The 14,201-nt window shown below is 56.8% G+C and carries 15 protein-coding genes; 9 read left to right on the top strand and 6 right to left on the bottom strand.

Annotated features, from left to right (window positions below; translation table 11 throughout):
• Positions 1-150: 150 nt before the first annotated feature.
• The 5 genes from ACR0EK_RS07310 to ACR0EK_RS07290 are packed head-to-tail and all read right to left on the bottom strand — an operon-like array spanning position 151 to position 3,533.
• A complete protein-coding gene (locus ACR0EK_RS07310) occupies positions 151-813 on the bottom strand; it encodes a DUF1194 domain-containing protein (protein WP_480899246.1) in 663 nt (220 codons plus the stop codon).
• Positions 814-867: 54 nt separating this feature from the next.
• Entirely contained in the window at positions 868-1,896 is a 1,029-nt protein-coding gene (locus ACR0EK_RS07305) for a MaoC family dehydratase (RefSeq protein ID WP_480899244.1), read from the bottom strand.
• Positions 1,896-2,102, bottom strand: a complete 207-nt coding sequence (locus ACR0EK_RS07300) for a DUF1737 domain-containing protein (protein ID WP_480538983.1) — start codon at positions 2,100-2,102, stop codon at positions 1,896-1,898. The genes ACR0EK_RS07305 and ACR0EK_RS07300 overlap by 1 nt, the downstream gene beginning before the upstream one ends.
• Positions 2,103-2,114: 12 nt before the next feature.
• Positions 2,115-2,669 (bottom strand): NnrU family protein, encoded by a 555-nt coding sequence (locus ACR0EK_RS07295; protein ID WP_480773325.1) that lies wholly within the window; start codon positions 2,667-2,669, stop codon positions 2,115-2,117.
• Positions 2,670-2,675: 6 nt separating this feature from the next.
• Entirely contained in the window at positions 2,676-3,533 is an 858-nt protein-coding gene (locus ACR0EK_RS07290; RefSeq protein WP_480869942.1) for an HpcH/HpaI aldolase/citrate lyase family protein, read from the bottom strand.
• Between the two features lie 169 nt (positions 3,534-3,702).
• Between ACR0EK_RS07290 and ACR0EK_RS07285 the strand changes: the two genes are divergently transcribed.
• Complete coding sequence (locus ACR0EK_RS07285) at positions 3,703-4,008, top strand: hypothetical protein (RefSeq protein ID WP_480869941.1); 306 nt, start codon at positions 3,703-3,705, stop codon at positions 4,006-4,008.
• Here the strand turns inward: ACR0EK_RS07285 and ACR0EK_RS07280 are convergent, their stop codons facing one another.
• Positions 4,009-4,764 carry a sulfite exporter TauE/SafE family protein gene (locus tag ACR0EK_RS07280; protein ID WP_480585560.1) on the bottom strand — a complete coding sequence of 252 codons (756 nt, stop codon included), beginning with the start codon at positions 4,762-4,764 and terminating at the stop codon, positions 4,009-4,011.
• Between the two features lie 161 nt (positions 4,765-4,925).
• On the opposite strand from ACR0EK_RS07280, the gene mdh reads away from it, so the two are divergent.
• The 8 genes from mdh (at position 4,926) to ACR0EK_RS07240 (ending at position 14,198) form a co-directional block, all read left to right on the top strand.
• Complete coding sequence (mdh, locus tag ACR0EK_RS07275) at positions 4,926-5,888, top strand: malate dehydrogenase (protein ID WP_267363196.1); 963 nt, start codon at positions 4,926-4,928, stop codon at positions 5,886-5,888.
• Between the two features lie 308 nt (positions 5,889-6,196).
• The gene (sucC, locus tag ACR0EK_RS07270; RefSeq protein ID WP_267363198.1) at positions 6,197-7,390 is read left to right on the top strand and encodes an ADP-forming succinate--CoA ligase subunit beta; all 1,194 of its coding nucleotides are present in this window, start codon (positions 6,197-6,199) and stop codon (positions 7,388-7,390) included.
• Between the two features lie 79 nt (positions 7,391-7,469).
• The gene (locus ACR0EK_RS07265; RefSeq protein ID WP_480773328.1) at positions 7,470-8,003 is read left to right on the top strand and encodes a hypothetical protein; all 534 of its coding nucleotides are present in this window, start codon (positions 7,470-7,472) and stop codon (positions 8,001-8,003) included.
• A 131-nt stretch (positions 8,004-8,134) separates the two neighbouring features.
• Complete coding sequence (locus ACR0EK_RS07260; RefSeq protein WP_480869939.1) at positions 8,135-8,962, top strand: glycosyltransferase family 25 protein; 828 nt, start codon at positions 8,135-8,137, stop codon at positions 8,960-8,962.
• 13 nt (positions 8,963-8,975) lie between these two features.
• On the top strand, positions 8,976-9,857 hold the full coding sequence (sucD, locus tag ACR0EK_RS07255; RefSeq protein ID WP_209506539.1) for a succinate--CoA ligase subunit alpha: 882 nt from the start codon (positions 8,976-8,978) through the stop codon (positions 9,855-9,857).
• A gap of 5 nt (positions 9,858-9,862) precedes the next feature.
• Complete coding sequence (locus ACR0EK_RS07250; protein ID WP_480773330.1) at positions 9,863-10,705, top strand: hypothetical protein; 843 nt, start codon at positions 9,863-9,865, stop codon at positions 10,703-10,705.
• Positions 10,702-11,244: a DUF805 domain-containing protein gene (locus tag ACR0EK_RS07245; RefSeq protein WP_480773331.1), complete on the top strand. Its 543-nt coding sequence runs from the start codon at positions 10,702-10,704 to the stop codon at positions 11,242-11,244. The genes ACR0EK_RS07250 and ACR0EK_RS07245 overlap by 4 nt, the downstream gene beginning before the upstream one ends.
• A complete protein-coding gene (locus ACR0EK_RS07240) occupies positions 11,241-14,198 on the top strand; it encodes a 2-oxoglutarate dehydrogenase E1 component (protein ID WP_480585547.1) in 2,958 nt (985 codons plus the stop codon). Before ACR0EK_RS07245 ends, ACR0EK_RS07240 begins: the two co-directional genes overlap by 4 nt.
• Positions 14,199-14,201 lie beyond the last annotated feature (3 nt).

The raw sequence follows: 14,201 nt of genomic DNA, 5'->3' as shown, positions 1-14,201 counted from the left end.
AGTGCAAAAACCATCAAATTGCGCTCAATTACACGGATAATTCGAATATGTGATCACACAAAATAATCTCGTGATCACATATCACATTCCGCGCTGTCAATGTTAGCGTTTTCAAGGCCAAAGAGATGTGATCACGAATCTCTCAAGCCGTCATTTCAGGTCTGCTGTTTGCTGCGTCACTTCGCGCAGCAGTTTTCGGCGAATTCGTTCCGGGTAATCCGCGAACCCGGTGGCGGAAACGACAAAAGCACCTTCGCCCACGATGACATTCTCAAAGAAATACGCCGTCAGATCCGGTTCGCTTTCCTCAATAGCCAGCGCGTTGACAACGATCCCCTCGGCGCGCAGGGCCGCATGTACCCGCGTCGGCTCAATCCCTTCATTGGACACACCGTCCCCTGACAGGTCTATCAGGTGCCGTCGGCAGTCTGAAACCGAATCGAATGAACTCAGGGTCATTTGAAGCGCCTCGCCGATTGCCGTCGAAAAATTCCGCCAGATGCGCGGATTGGCGGCGACCTGGTCTGAAAACTGATCCAGCGTGGCAAAGCTATCGATACGGGTCCAAGGAATAGTGATCCGCTGGCGCGATGAGCCGGTCCACTGCACCAGCATCAGCCGCGCCTGCCCCCGCACCAGCGCCTCGGACACGATCGGGTCGCGCAAACCTGCGGCCAACCCATCCATCTGAATGCGATATTCGCTGCTATCGACTGAACCAGAAACATCCACGGCTAAAGCCAAGGCCAGATCGCAGGCCTGAGCCGCCGGTGCCAGAGTGACGCTGGCCAATATTGCGCGTAGCAGGTTCATTGTGCAAACCTATCACGCCTTGCAAGCCGTGGCGTCACATATCCGTCAGATCACCTATTTGGGCATCAAAGCCCAATAATCGAGATCCAGCAGAACGTCTGGCAGGTAACGCCCTTCTTCGTTTTTCAGCTTGAACGGATCACCGCCCTTGGTCGCGACCAGACGCAATCGCACAGCGCCTATGCCGGCAACCCCGGTTTCCGCTTTGTCCAGAACTTCGGACCACGCCTTGATCGTATCACCCGCAAAACACGGGTTAGCATGGGCACCACCATTCAAGCCGACAATCATCTGCGCATTTGCAAGGCCATTGAAGGACAATGTCCGCGCCATCGAGATTACATGCCCACCATAAATGAGCCTGCCTTCCGGACGGAACGTCAGATCGTAATGCACCTTGGCGGTGTTTTGCCAAAGACGTGTGGCCAGCATATGTTCGGCCTCTTCGACGGTGACACCATCCACATGATCGATGGTTTCACCGATCTCATAATCGCCCCAGCGATGCGCCTCGCCCGCGAGGGCAAAATCGTAGTTTGCAAAATCGAGCCCTTCCGGCACGGTCAGGTCCTGCGGATCAAGTACAGCCTTCAAATCAGGAACAACCGTCTCGGGCGCGGGTGCATCCATGTTTGCCTTACGCACCATGACCCAACGCACATATTCAAGAACCACCTCGTCCAATTGGTTCAACCCGCGGGTACGAACCCAGACAACACCGGTTTTTCCGTTGGAATTCTGCTTCAGGCCGATAACCTCTGATACGGATCGCAGCGTATCGCCAGCATAAACGGGCTTCAACCAACGGCCTTCGGCATAGCCAAGATTGGCAACCGCGTTCAAGGAAATGTCAGGCACGGTTTTGCCGAACACAATGTGGAACGCGGCCAGATCATCAATCGGGCTTTCCGGCAACCCACAGACCCGGGCAAATTCGTCCGAAGAGTAAAGCGCGTGACGTGCGGGATAAAGCGCGTGATACAAGCCGCGCTCTCCCTCGGTCACGGTGCGAGGTACTGCATGCTGCAATACCTGCCCTACAGAATAGTCCTCGAAAAATCGGCCCGGATTTGTTTTCGCCATTACTGCTGTCCCAGTTTCATGTCGGGGGAATAGTCGGCCTCGGCCTCTTTGGTCACGGCCTGCGCACAACGCATTACGTTGCCGTTGGCATCAAAGGCGTAAGCCGGGTCGCCATACAGCTCCCATCCTTTTGACAGGGCGTCGGACACCTTGTGACAGAAGGCCGAAGTGTCTTCTTCGGTCAGCAAGCGATAAAGTTTTGACATCAAATCAAATCCTTATGAGCCGAACGGAGATGGGCCAACCAGCCCGTGGATGTATCCGATAATTCCCATCAGAACGATCGAAGCCACAAAGAACATCGCATCCTTGCCGTAAGTGCCAGGCTCTGCCGGGGTCCACTCGGGTTCAGACTTGTTGATTACAATGACTTCGACCACCGCCCAGACCAGAAGGCCACCAAACAGGATGATCGAGGCCAGATCGCCGTTCACCAACAGGTGCGCAAAAGCCCACAGTTTGAACCCGCCCAGCATCGGGTGGCGCAGCTTGTTCAGCAGCCGGCCTTTTGTGCCCGCAGGGCTCATCATATAAATCGCGATCAAAACCAACAGGTTGTTGACGTGAACCAGAAAGGTTGGCGGCGCCCAAACATGGATGAAGTCGGTCATGCGATACCCGAAGATCATCAGAAGGATCGACGCGACCAAAGCCAGGGCAACAGCGCCTTTACCCGCGTCACCCATTGCGGCGCGGCGTTCAGGTGCCACACGTTTGAACAGATGCGCCCCCCACCACAGCGCCACACCCAAGATCAGAAGAACAAAGCCCATGCTGGCCTACCCCGCTTGCAAAGCTAATATCGCCTCTGCTTTTGCCAGAATTTCGCGGGCAGTTACAACGTGCAGATTTTCGACAATCTTGCCATCGACAACGGCGACCCCTTGGCCAAGCGCCTCGGCCTCTTCAAAGGCCGAGATCTGGCGGCGAGCTAGGTCGATCTCGTGATCCGATGGCGCGAAGGCAGTATTTGCCACTTCGACCTGGGCCGGGTGGATCAGCGTTTTGCCATCAAAGCCCATATCACGGCCCTGGGCACATTCGAAAGCCAGACCTTCGACATCCTTGAAGGCGTTGTAAACACCGTCGATGATAATCAGCCCTTCGGCCTTGGCGGCCAGCAAGCACAGCCCTAACGAGGACATCATAGGCAGGCGATCTGGGCGGAAGCGGGTTTGCAACTCTTTCGCCAGATCATTTGTTCCCATCACGAATCCGGCCATCAGCGGATGCGCGGCGATTTCTGCCGCGTTCAGCATTCCACGCGGCGTTTCCATCATGGCCCAGATCGGCAGATCTCCGGTGATCGCAGCCAGCGCATCCACGTCAGCCGCCGAATTCACCTTAGGCAACAGGACTACGTCGGCATCCATTTCGCGCACAGCCTCGGCATCCGCACGGCCCCATTCGGTGTCCAACCCGTTGATCCGGACAATCTTGACGCGTGACCCGTACCCTCCGGCAGCCAAAGCCGCCTTGAGCGTTTCGCGCGCATTGTCCTTTTCGTCGGCCGCGACCGCATCTTCCAGATCGAAGATGATTGCATCTACCGGCAGAGTGCGGGCCTTTTCCAAAGCCCTATCCCGGGACCCAGGAATATAGAGAACCGAACGATAGGGGCGCTGACGAGGATCCATGGACCACTCCCATTGAAATAAAGTTGCGCGGAATGGGGCATTTTTTACCGGAAAGTTCAAGCCCAAAATTGCCGCACCGCAGCAAACACGGCGCAACGTGCTTTGCCTTAACTGAATTTCGGCGCCTACGCCGCACCCTGACCAGCAGAGGGAACCGAAAGGATTCGGGATGCGAAAGACAATGTTCGAGATGACGATGGGACTTGGGATCATAGTTCTGGCGGCACAACAGGTACAGGCCCAGGGGCAAAACTGCGCACCGCGAGAGGATGTGCTGAAAAGGTTGACCGACACTTATGGCGAAACGCGCAGGGGCTTTGGTCTGGCCCAGCAAGGCGCAGTCATGGAACTTTTCGCCTCAGCTCAAGGCGGCAGCTGGACCATCACGGTGACCTTGCCCAACGGGGTCACCTGCCTTGTCGCTTCGGGGCAAGCTTTTGAGGCTGTAGCCGAAGCGCTGCCCCCGAACGCCTGATCAGGTAAGTGCGTCCCAGATCAGCTTACTGCCTGTGAGGGTCAGCAGCATATAGGCAATTCCAAAGAACAGGCGTTCGGACAACATGAAATGTGCGCGGACGCCCAGCCACGCACCGAGAACAGCAAACGGTGTTAACAGCATATCGGCCCATGCCGTCTGCCACGTGAACATGCCCAGATAAGCGTAGGGTACAAACTTCGCGATATTAATCACCCAGAAAACCAATACCGTACTGGCTTGAAACTCGGTCTTTGTCAGCCGTTGGGACAACAGGTAAACGGCAGCTGGAGGGCCTCCGGCATGGCTGACGAAGCTGGTGAAGCCCGCGACCAGCCCTGCAAACAGGCCAGCGGAGGGTGGCAACCGTCTGGCAAATCCGCGCACCCAGCCTTTTGACTGTGCGATGTGCCAGATCACGAACCCGACCGAGATGCCGCCGATCAGCAGGCGCAGCAGGTCATCATCCGTTGAACGGTAAAGCCATGCCCCCATTGCCACACCGGGTACAGCACCCAGGATCAGCAGGCGCGCATCCCTCCAGCTCCACCGCTTCCAATAAGGGCCCAAAGTGGCCACATCGATCACCATCAGAATCGGCAGCATCAGGGCCAGGGCCTGCCCGGGCGTTAAGATCAAGGCCAGAATCGATGATGACGCAAAAGCCACGCCCGAGCCGAAACCGCCCTTTGAGATACCCGCAAATATCACCGCCGGGATCGCCACTGCAAAAAACATCAGGTTCAATTCAAACATGCACCGGTCCCGGTTTTGGCTTGTCTCAAAGGCCCTTTAGCGCAACCACATGGGGTCTCGCAAACGGTATGCGGTTGTATGCCACGTCGCAGAACTCTTGCCTAATGCCGTTTTAGCGACTAGCACAGCCGCGATTTCAAAACCGACCGGAGATATTCCAAATGGCCAGACCCAAGATTGCGCTGATCGGCGCGGGGAACATCGGCGGCACGCTTGCGCATCTTGCAGCTGTCAAAGAACTGGGTGACGTTGTCCTGTTTGACATTGCTGACGGATTGCCACAGGGCAAGGCGCTCGACATCGCCGAATCCGGCCCGTCCGAAGGCTTTGACGCTTCGATGAAAGGTACCAGCGACTATGCCGATATCGCTGGCGCGGATGTCTGCATCGTGACCGCAGGCGTAGCCCGCAAACCGGGCATGAGCCGCGATGACCTGCTGGGCATCAACCTGAAAGTCATGAAGTCGGTCGGCGAAGGTATCGCAGCGCATGCGCCCGATGCGTTCGTGATCTGCATCACCAACCCTCTGGACGCCATGGTCTGGGCGCTGCGCGAATTCTCGGGCCTGCCGCACAACAAAGTCTGCGGCATGGCTGGCGTGCTGGATTCAGCACGTTTCGCGCATTTCCTGTCGGAAGAGTTCAACGTCTCGATGCGCGATGTAACCGCGTTCGTATTGGGCGGACATGGCGACACCATGGTGCCGTCGGTTCGTTATTCGACCGTTGCCGGTATCCCGCTGCCTGATCTGGTTGAAATGGGCTGGACCTCGCAAGAAAAGCTGGATGCCATCGTACAGCGCACCCGTGATGGTGGCGCGGAAATCGTAGGCCTGCTGAAAACCGGGTCGGCTTATTACGCGCCCGCCACTTCGGCGATCGAAATGGCCGAAGCCTATCTGAAAGACCAGAAGCGTGTTCTGCCTTGTGCGGCGTACTGCAGCGGTGAATTAGGCGTTAACGGCCTTTATGTCGGGGTGCCGACGGTCATCGGCGCTGGTGGCGTCGAGCGCATCGTAAACATCAAGTTGAACGAAGACGAGCAAGCCGGTTTCGACAATTCGGTCAACGCCGTGAAAGGCCTGATCGAGGCATGCAAAGGCATCGACAGTTCACTGGCGTAAAACTGCCAGACAATCTGAATTTGAGACCGGCCCAATTATGGGCCGGTTTTCATTTGCCACCGCGGAATCCGGCCGCATATGTTGGCGCAAACGTCGCAAATCCCTTTTTTCGAATGTGATTTCAAAAAACTGTGCAGGATTATCGAATCAATTGATGACACTCGAGCTTTTGTGATCACACCCTAAAAACCCGTGATCACAAATGCTGAAAATCTTCGGCAATTTCCCGTCACAGGTCAAAAAACCCTTTAAATTTACCCGCTAGACACGCCTATAACGGTTAAACGCAGTCAGACGGGACAATTTCGATGAACATTCACGAATATCAGGCCAAGGCTCTTCTTCGCAGCTACGGCGCTCCGGTCTCCGATGGTCGCGCCGTGCTGCGCGCCGAGGAAGCCAAAACCGCAGCCGGTGAGCTGGATGGGCCGCTTTGGGTCGTCAAGGCGCAGATACACGCGGGTGGCCGTGGCAAAGGATCCTTCAAAGAAGCCGACGCTGGTGAAAAAGGCGGTGTCCGTCTGACGAAATCGGTCGAGGAAGCGGCCGAAGAAGCCAAGAAGATGCTGGGTCGCACTCTGGTCACCCATCAGACGGGTCCGGCAGGCAAGCAGGTCAACCGCATCTATATCGAAGCCGGTTCCGGCATCGAGCGTGAGTTGTACCTGGCCCTGCTGGTAGATCGTCAGACCAGCCGTATCTCGTTTGTCTGCTCGACCGAAGGCGGTATGGACATCGAAGAAGTCGCCGCCGCGACGCCCGAGAAAATCCTGTCCTTCTCGGTTGACCCCGCCACCGGCTACCAACCCTACCACGGTCGCCGCATCGCATTTTCGCTGGGGCTCGAGGGCGCGCAGGTCAAGCAATGTGTCAGGCTTATGGGCATCCTCTACAAAGCCTTCGTCGAGAAGGATATGGAGATGCTCGAGATCAACCCGCTGATCGTATCCGACAGCGGCGACCTGAAAGTGCTGGATGCCAAAGTTGGCTTTGACGGCAACGCGGTCTACCGCCACCCGGATATCGCTGAACTGCGCGACACGACCGAGGAAGACCCCAAGGAACTGGAAGCCAGCAAATACGACCTGAACTACATCGCACTGGACGGTGAGATCGGCTGTATGGTCAACGGTGCCGGTCTGGCGATGGCCACGATGGACATCATCAAGCTTTATGGGGCCGAGCCTGCCAACTTCCTCGACGTGGGCGGCGGTGCGACCAAAGAGAAGGTGACCGAAGCATTCAAGATCATCACCTCGGACCCGCAGGTCAAAGGTATTCTGGTCAACATCTTCGGCGGCATCATGCGCTGTGATGTTATCGCAGAGGGCGTGGTGGCTGCGGTGAAAGAGGTCGGGCTGCAAGTTCCGCTGGTCGTGCGTCTGGAAGGCACCAATGTCGAGAAAGGCAAAGAGATCATCAACAATTCGGGTCTGGACGTGATCGCGGCGGACAACCTGAAAGACGGTGCCGAGAAGATCGTGAAGGCGGTTAAGGGTTGAGCAGAGTGGGAGGAAGATTTGCAGAAATGCAAACCTTCCTCTGTCCTCGGGATGAGTATCACTTTCAAAGGCCGATTGAATGAATTTCCAGAAGATCTCCTTGGCAACCGCAATTCTTTTAGCTGGTTGCACGAACGCGCCGGTAACACGAAGCAGTGCAATTGAAGAAGCGAGTGTGCTGTTTGAAACGGTCTGCATGGCCAGCTTGGGTAATCCTTCTCAAGCAACTCAAACGCTGGAGAACTCAGGCCTTGAACGTATTTCTAACACGTCCGAGGGAGGAACTCGGTTCTTCAGTGAGCCGAATTGGATCTATGCAGTCACCGGAACCAGAACTTCTGATTTTGGAGCCAGGGGCAGGGTCGAGTATGACTACTGCTATATAGCGTCGAAAAACCTAACTTCCACTGACGTAGAAGAAATACAAAAGCGGATGGCTGCAAAGCACATCGATGGTTCATCTACTTATCAGACGACCAGAAGCTCTTCGAGAACTACGCTGAGAGCCGACAAACCCATTGCAGGGCGAAATGTCTACATCGTCTCCGGGCAACCTCCGAAACAACCCGCTGGACAGCAATACTCGTCCATCGAACTTCAACAGATAAGATAGCAAGCGAAGGAGCCACTAAAATGGCAGTCCTCATCGACGAAAATACCAAAGTGATCTGTCAGGGCTTTACCGGCTCGCGGACCGGATCGCTGTTGGTGCAGGCTGCCTGATCTCACTGGAATCGTAACCCCATGACCATCCCTATCTTCCTCATAGGCCTAGAACGCGCCACCGGGCGGGCGCGTTTGATGGCGCAGGAGCTGCAAAAGGCAGGCCTGTCGGCAACGCGCATCAACGCTGTTGATTGCGACGCCGCCACCCGTGAGGAATTCCTGCGTGAATGCCGGTCTGAGGGACCTTGGGGTTATTTCCATACCAAGGACATGGCCTGCACCCTCAGTCACGCCAAAGCGTGGGAGGCCGTTGTCGCCTCTGGCGCGGAGCAGGCTTTGATACTTGAGGATGATGTTTTCCTGTCGCCAGAACTGGCGGATTGGTTGAACGATGCATCCTGGTGGCCAGAGGATGCCGATATCGTGCGGTTCGAACGCTGGCGCAGCACAAAGCTTTACCTCGCACTTGAGCGCAAAAGCTCATCCCATCTGGGTCGGGAACTGCGCCTGATGCACTCACGCCACCCCGGCGGTGCCGCATATGCGTTGACCCGGCAAGCGGCAGAACACTTTCTGGCGCAAAAGCCCTATGACATCACGCTGGATGGCCTGTTGTTCAACCCGTCAGCCTCGGCTGCGGCGCGTCGGGTCAATGTCTATCAGGTGGTTCCTGCGATGGTCGAGCAAGGCAACGAAGCGCCGGGCGAAATCCAGATGGGTGCCCACCGCGCACGCCCTACGGGCTGGCCGCTGGTCCGCCAAAAAATCAGGCGCGGTATCGCCGAAATCAGCAGCGGCCTGCGCACGATGGCCGATCTGGCCCTTGGTCGCGCCACGCTTCAGAAAATCACCTATGCGCCGCAGGTTCTTCCAGCGGCTGAACCCTATCAATCCCACACCGCCTAGAGAAAGGGACAAAATGGCAGTCCTCATCGATGAAAACACCAAAGTGATCTGTCAGGGCTTTACCGGCTCGCAAGGTACATTCCACAGCGAACAGGCTATTGCCTATGGCACCAAGATGGTCGGCGGCGTGACCCCCGGCAAAGGCGGGATGGAGCATCTGGGCCTTCCCGTGTTCAACTCGGTCCACGAGGCCAAGCACGTGACCGAAGCCAACGCATCGGTGATCTACGTACCGCCCCCATTCGCGGCGGATTCGATCCTCGAAGCGATTGATGCCGAGATGGAAGTGATTGTCTGCATCACCGAAGGTATCCCGGTTCTGGACATGATGAAGGTGAAACGCGCGCTGGAAGGCAGCAAGTCGCGCCTGATTGGCCCGAACTGCCCCGGTGTCATCACGCCTGACGCCTGCAAGATCGGTATCATGCCCGGCCATATTCACAAACGCGGCAGCGTGGGTGTCGTTTCCCGCTCGGGTACGCTTACTTATGAAGCCGTGAAACAGACAACGGACGTAGGACTGGGCCAGTCCACCTGTGTGGGCATTGGCGGCGACCCGATCAAAGGGACTGAGCATATCGACGTGCTGGAATGGTTCCTGGCAGATGACGAGACCACGTCGATCATCATGATTGGCGAGATCGGCGGCTCGGCCGAGGAAGAGGCCGCACAGTTCCTGGCCGATGAGGCCAAGAAAGGCCGCAAAAAGCCGGTTGCAGGATTCATCGCAGGCCGCACAGCCCCTCCGGGCCGCCGCATGGGCCACGCAGGTGCCATCGTCGCCGGTGGCAAAGGCGGTGCCGAGGACAAGATCGAAGCCATGCGCTCGGCCGGTATCGTCGTGGCCGAAAGCCCGGCGCAGCTGGGTGAGGCTGTACTGGAAGCGATTGGGTAAGCGCGATGGCGCACCATAGCATAGGCTTTGCGGAGCGGGGGAAGAAGTTCCCTCGTTTTCGGCATGTTTTGGCCTTTCTTCTTGGTGGCCTGTACTCCGCCTCAATAGCTAGTGCGACCGCGTCGCCTGACTTCTCCAAGCCAACAAAGGACGTAATCGAACTTTGCACTTGGTCGACCGAGAATAGCGCAACTGTTGCGAAAGAGTTTTATGCAAGAGGGTGGATGCCTTTCCGAGCACCCTTCACTGACAAAATGCTGAATATTGTCGCGGACGGATATTTACTGCCTGCATTTACCTACAAGGATCACAACCCGCTAGAGTTGGATCTAGAAACTGGAGTGTCTATCGGAATTCTCGATCACGTAAACGCAATTTCTGAAGGGGCAGAATTAGGCTACTATGAAGTGTTGTGGACGGACCAAGACTCTATCGCATTTTTGTTGCTGTCTGACCGCAAAGGCGGCACTGCTTCCGGCGAAAGTTTGGGTTGTAACTATTCCAGTACTTCGACCGATGACACTAAAAAAATAAGAGATGCAATCTGGGCATTTAACATCAAGGACCTAGGCGAAACTCGCGAACGTGGGTATGGTCCGTCTAGGTACCTTTCGGCGACAACTTGGGGATACCCATCTGGCCAAACCAACGTAAACGCGCAGGATTTGGACCGGGAGCCTGTCGAACTGACAAATCGCCCACTTCGAGAACCCGATCTGGGTGCCGGCCCCGCAAAAATTAGATTTTGGAGATTTGACGAAGTGGAGTTCAACGAGGCCTTCGGCAGAACGCCTCATACCGCCTTAACTCTGGACATAAGGCGTCGCACAATAAGGCAAAAGCCATGACCTTCTCTGACGCCATCCGCACCTGTTTCTCCAAGTTCTTCACCTTCTCAGGGCGTGCCTCTCGGCCCGAATACTGGTTCTTTTTCCTGTTCATCGTGATCTGGAGCATCCTTGCCGGGATCATCGATGCGCAGTTCTTCACTCAAGTTGCAGTGACCGAAACCGAAACATCCAAATCCGTGTCGGCCACGTCCTCGCAACCGGTGCAGGGCATCGTCAGCCTGATCGTCTTCTTTCCCCATCTGGCAGTTGCTTTCCGGCGGATGCACGATACCGGTCGCAGCGGGCTGTATGCTCTGCTGCCGATCCTGTTGATCCTTGGCGCCGGAGCCGTGCTCGTTTTCGGTATCGGCCTGGCCTCTCATTTCCAGCATGGCGGCAGGCTGGATATCCTGTTCACCCGCGCCACGTTGCTCATCGTTCTTCCGACACTACTGGTACTGGTGGTGTCGCCCCTCCTGGTTCTATGGTGGCTGACACGCCCCAGCCAGCCAGGCACCAATCAATACGGTCCCAACCCAACAGAGGTAGCCCTATGACCGAACATTCGCCCAATTCCGCCTTTCATGCCTCAAGCTTCATGCAGGGGCATAATGCCGAATATCTGGAGCAGCTTTATGCGCAATACACAAAGAACCCCGGTGCGGTGGATGCCGCATGGGGCGCGTTCTTTGATGCCATGGGCGATGCCGCACCCGATGTTCAACGCGAAGCCGACGGTCCGTCCTGGGCGCGCACCGACTGGCCGCCGATGCCAGCAGACGACCTGACTGGTGCGCTGACTGGTGAATGGGCCGAGATTGACGCCAAAGCGGCGGGCAAAAAGATCAAGGACAAGGCGGCTGAAAAAGGGGCTGAGGTCAGCGACGACCAGATCAAACGCGCCGTGCTGGACAGTTTGCGGGCACTGATGCTGATCCGGGCCTATCGCATCCGGGGCCATCTGGCCGCGGATCTGGACCCGCTGGGCATGCGTGCTGCCAGCACACATCCTGAGCTGGACCCCAAGACTTACGGTTTCACCGATGCCGACATGGATCGCCCGATCTTTATCGACAACGTGCTGGGATTGCAGGTCGCTTCGATGCGGCAGATCGTTGAAATCGTGAAACGTACATATTGCGGCACCTTCGCACTGCAATACATGCATATCTCGAACCCGGAAGAGGCCGCCTGGCTGAAAGAGCGGATCGAGGGCTATGGCAAGGAAATCCAGTTCACCAAGGAAGGCCGCAAGGCGATCCTGAACAAGATGGTCGAGGCCGAGGGTTTCGAGAAGTTCCTGCACGTCAAGTACATGGGCACCAAGCGGTTCGGTCTGGACGGTGGCGAGGCGCTTATCCCGGCGATGGAACAGATCATCAAGCGCGGTGGAGCGCTTGGCCTTAGTGACATCGTCATCGGGATGCCGCACCGGGGTCGCCTGAACATTCTGGCCAACGTGATGGGCAAGCCTTATCGCGCGATTTTCAACGAATTCCAGGGCGGTAGCTTCAAGCCCGAAGACGTGGATGGCTCTGGCGACGTGAAATATCACCTCGGCGCCTCCAGCGATCGCGAATTCGATGGCAACAGTGTGCACCTGTCACTGACCGCCAACCCCTCTCACCTTGAGGCGGTAAACCCGGTGGTTCTGGGTAAGGTCCGCGCCAAGCAGGACCAACTGGGCGATACAGATCGCACAAGGGTCATGGCCATTTTGCTGCACGGTGACGCGGCCTTTGCCGGTCAGGGTGTGGTGGCCGAAGGCTTTGGCCTGTCAGGCCTGAAAGGGCACAGAACCGGCGGCACCATGCATATCGTGGTGAACAACCAGATCGGGTTCACTACCGCGCCGCATTTCAGCCGCTCGAGCCCCTATCCCACCGATATCGCGCTGATGGTCGAGGCCCCGATCTTCCATGTGAACGGCGACGACCCCGAGGCGGTTGTTCACGCCGCGAAAGTGGCGACCGAGTTCCGCCAGAAGTTCCATAAAGACGTGGTTCTGGACATCTTCTGCTATCGCCGGTTTGGCCATAACGAGGGCGATGAGCCCATGTTCACCAACCCGATCATGTACAAGAAGATCAAAACCCATAAAACTACGCTTTCCTTGTACACCGAGCGGCTGGTCAAGGACGGGCTGATCCCCGAGGGTGAGATCGAAGATATGAAGGCCGCTTTTCAGGCCCACCTGAACGACGAGTTCGAGGCCGGGAAAGACTATAAACCCAACAAGGCCGACTGGCTGGATGGGCGCTGGTCGCATCTGGACAAGAACAAGGATGATTATGTCCGGGGTGAAACAGCGATCTCGGCAGAGACACTGGCGGAAATCGGAGCCGCGCTGACCAAGGCTCCTGACGATTTCGCAATGCACAAAACTGTTGAGCGGTTGCTGGAACATAAAAAACAGATGTTCGAGACTGGTGCAGGCTTCGACTGGGCCACGGGCGAGGCACTGGCGTTTGGCTCGTTGCTGACCGAAGGATATCCTGTGCGTCTGGCCGGACAGGATGCAACACGGGGCACCTTCAGCCAGCGTCACTCTGGGTTTGTTCATCAGGAAACCGAAGAACGGTATTACCCGCTTAACAACATCCGTGCCGGGCAATCCCAATACGATGTCATCGACTCGATGCTGTCGGAATACGCGGTGCTGGGTTTCGAATACGGCTATTCGCTAGCAGAACCGAACGCTCTGGTTCTGTGGGAGGCGCAGTTCGGCGACTTTGCCAACGGTGCGCAGATCATGTTCGACCAGTTTATCAGCTCGGGCGAAAGCAAGTGGCTGCGGATGTCCGGTCTTGTCACACTGCTGCCGCATGGCTTTGAAGGGCAAGGCCCGGAACACTCGTCAGCGCGTCTGGAACGGTTCCTGCAAATGTGCGGTCAGGACAATTGGATCGTGGCGAACTGTACGACACCCGCGAACTATTTCCACATCCTGCGCCGTCAGTTGCACCGTACTTTCCGGAAACCGCTGATCCTGGTGACACCGAAGTCGCTGCTGCGTCACAAGCTGGCCGTCAGCACGGCGGACGACTTCACCACAGGCTCCAGCTTCCACCGGGTGCTGTGGGATGACGCGCAGAAGGGCAACTCTGACACCAAGCTGGTGGCCGATGACAAGATCAAGCGCGTCGTCATGTGTTCCGGCAAGGTCTATTTCGACCTGCTGGAGGAACGCGACGCGCGTGGCATCGACGACATCTACCTGATGCGGATCGAACAATTCTATCCGTTCCCGGCACATTCACTGATCAACGAACTCGAACGGTTCAAGAATGCCGAGATGGTCTGGTGTCAGGAAGAGCCCAAGAACCAGGGTGCGTGGACCTTTATCGAACCCAACATCGAATGGGTCCTGTCCCGTATCGATGCAAAACACACTCGCCCGACCTATGCCGGTCGCGCCACATCGGCCTCGCCCGCAACGGGGCTGGCCAGCCAACACAAAGCCCAACAAGAAGCGCTGGTTAACGAAGCGCTGAGCATTGAAGGAAAGTAAGCG

This window comes from Ruegeria sp. AE4 (genome assembly GCF_056542185.1).
The sequence above is the reverse complement of the archived record's forward strand: the minus strand, read 5'-3'. Positions and strand labels throughout refer to the sequence as shown.

Excerpts from the sequence above, each read along its gene's own strand:
- ACR0EK_RS07310 (WP_480899246.1), bottom strand. The coding sequence starts at position 813 with ATGAACCTGCTACGCGCAATATTGGCCAGCGTCACTCTGGCACCGGCG.
- ACR0EK_RS07305 (WP_480899244.1), bottom strand. The coding sequence starts at position 1,896 with ATGGCGAAAACAAATCCGGGCCGATTTTTCGAGGACTATTCTGTAGGG.
- ACR0EK_RS07300 (WP_480538983.1), bottom strand. The coding sequence starts at position 2,102 with ATGTCAAAACTTTATCGCTTGCTGACCGAAGAAGACACTTCGGCCTTC.
- ACR0EK_RS07295 (WP_480773325.1), bottom strand. The coding sequence starts at position 2,669 with ATGGGCTTTGTTCTTCTGATCTTGGGTGTGGCGCTGTGGTGGGGGGCG.
- ACR0EK_RS07290 (WP_480869942.1), bottom strand. The coding sequence starts at position 3,533 with ATGGATCCTCGTCAGCGCCCCTATCGTTCGGTTCTCTATATTCCTGGG.
- ACR0EK_RS07285 (WP_480869941.1), top strand. The coding sequence starts at position 3,703 with ATGCGAAAGACAATGTTCGAGATGACGATGGGACTTGGGATCATAGTT.
- ACR0EK_RS07280 (WP_480585560.1), bottom strand. The coding sequence starts at position 4,764 with ATGTTTGAATTGAACCTGATGTTTTTTGCAGTGGCGATCCCGGCGGTG.
- mdh (WP_267363196.1), top strand. The coding sequence starts at position 4,926 with ATGGCCAGACCCAAGATTGCGCTGATCGGCGCGGGGAACATCGGCGGC.
- sucC (WP_267363198.1), top strand. The coding sequence starts at position 6,197 with ATGAACATTCACGAATATCAGGCCAAGGCTCTTCTTCGCAGCTACGGC.
- ACR0EK_RS07265 (WP_480773328.1), top strand. The coding sequence starts at position 7,470 with ATGAATTTCCAGAAGATCTCCTTGGCAACCGCAATTCTTTTAGCTGGT.
- ACR0EK_RS07260 (WP_480869939.1), top strand. The coding sequence starts at position 8,135 with ATGACCATCCCTATCTTCCTCATAGGCCTAGAACGCGCCACCGGGCGG.
- sucD (WP_209506539.1), top strand. The coding sequence starts at position 8,976 with ATGGCAGTCCTCATCGATGAAAACACCAAAGTGATCTGTCAGGGCTTT.
- ACR0EK_RS07250 (WP_480773330.1), top strand. The coding sequence starts at position 9,863 with ATGGCGCACCATAGCATAGGCTTTGCGGAGCGGGGGAAGAAGTTCCCT.
- ACR0EK_RS07245 (WP_480773331.1), top strand. The coding sequence starts at position 10,702 with ATGACCTTCTCTGACGCCATCCGCACCTGTTTCTCCAAGTTCTTCACC.
- ACR0EK_RS07240 (WP_480585547.1), top strand. The coding sequence starts at position 11,241 with ATGACCGAACATTCGCCCAATTCCGCCTTTCATGCCTCAAGCTTCATG.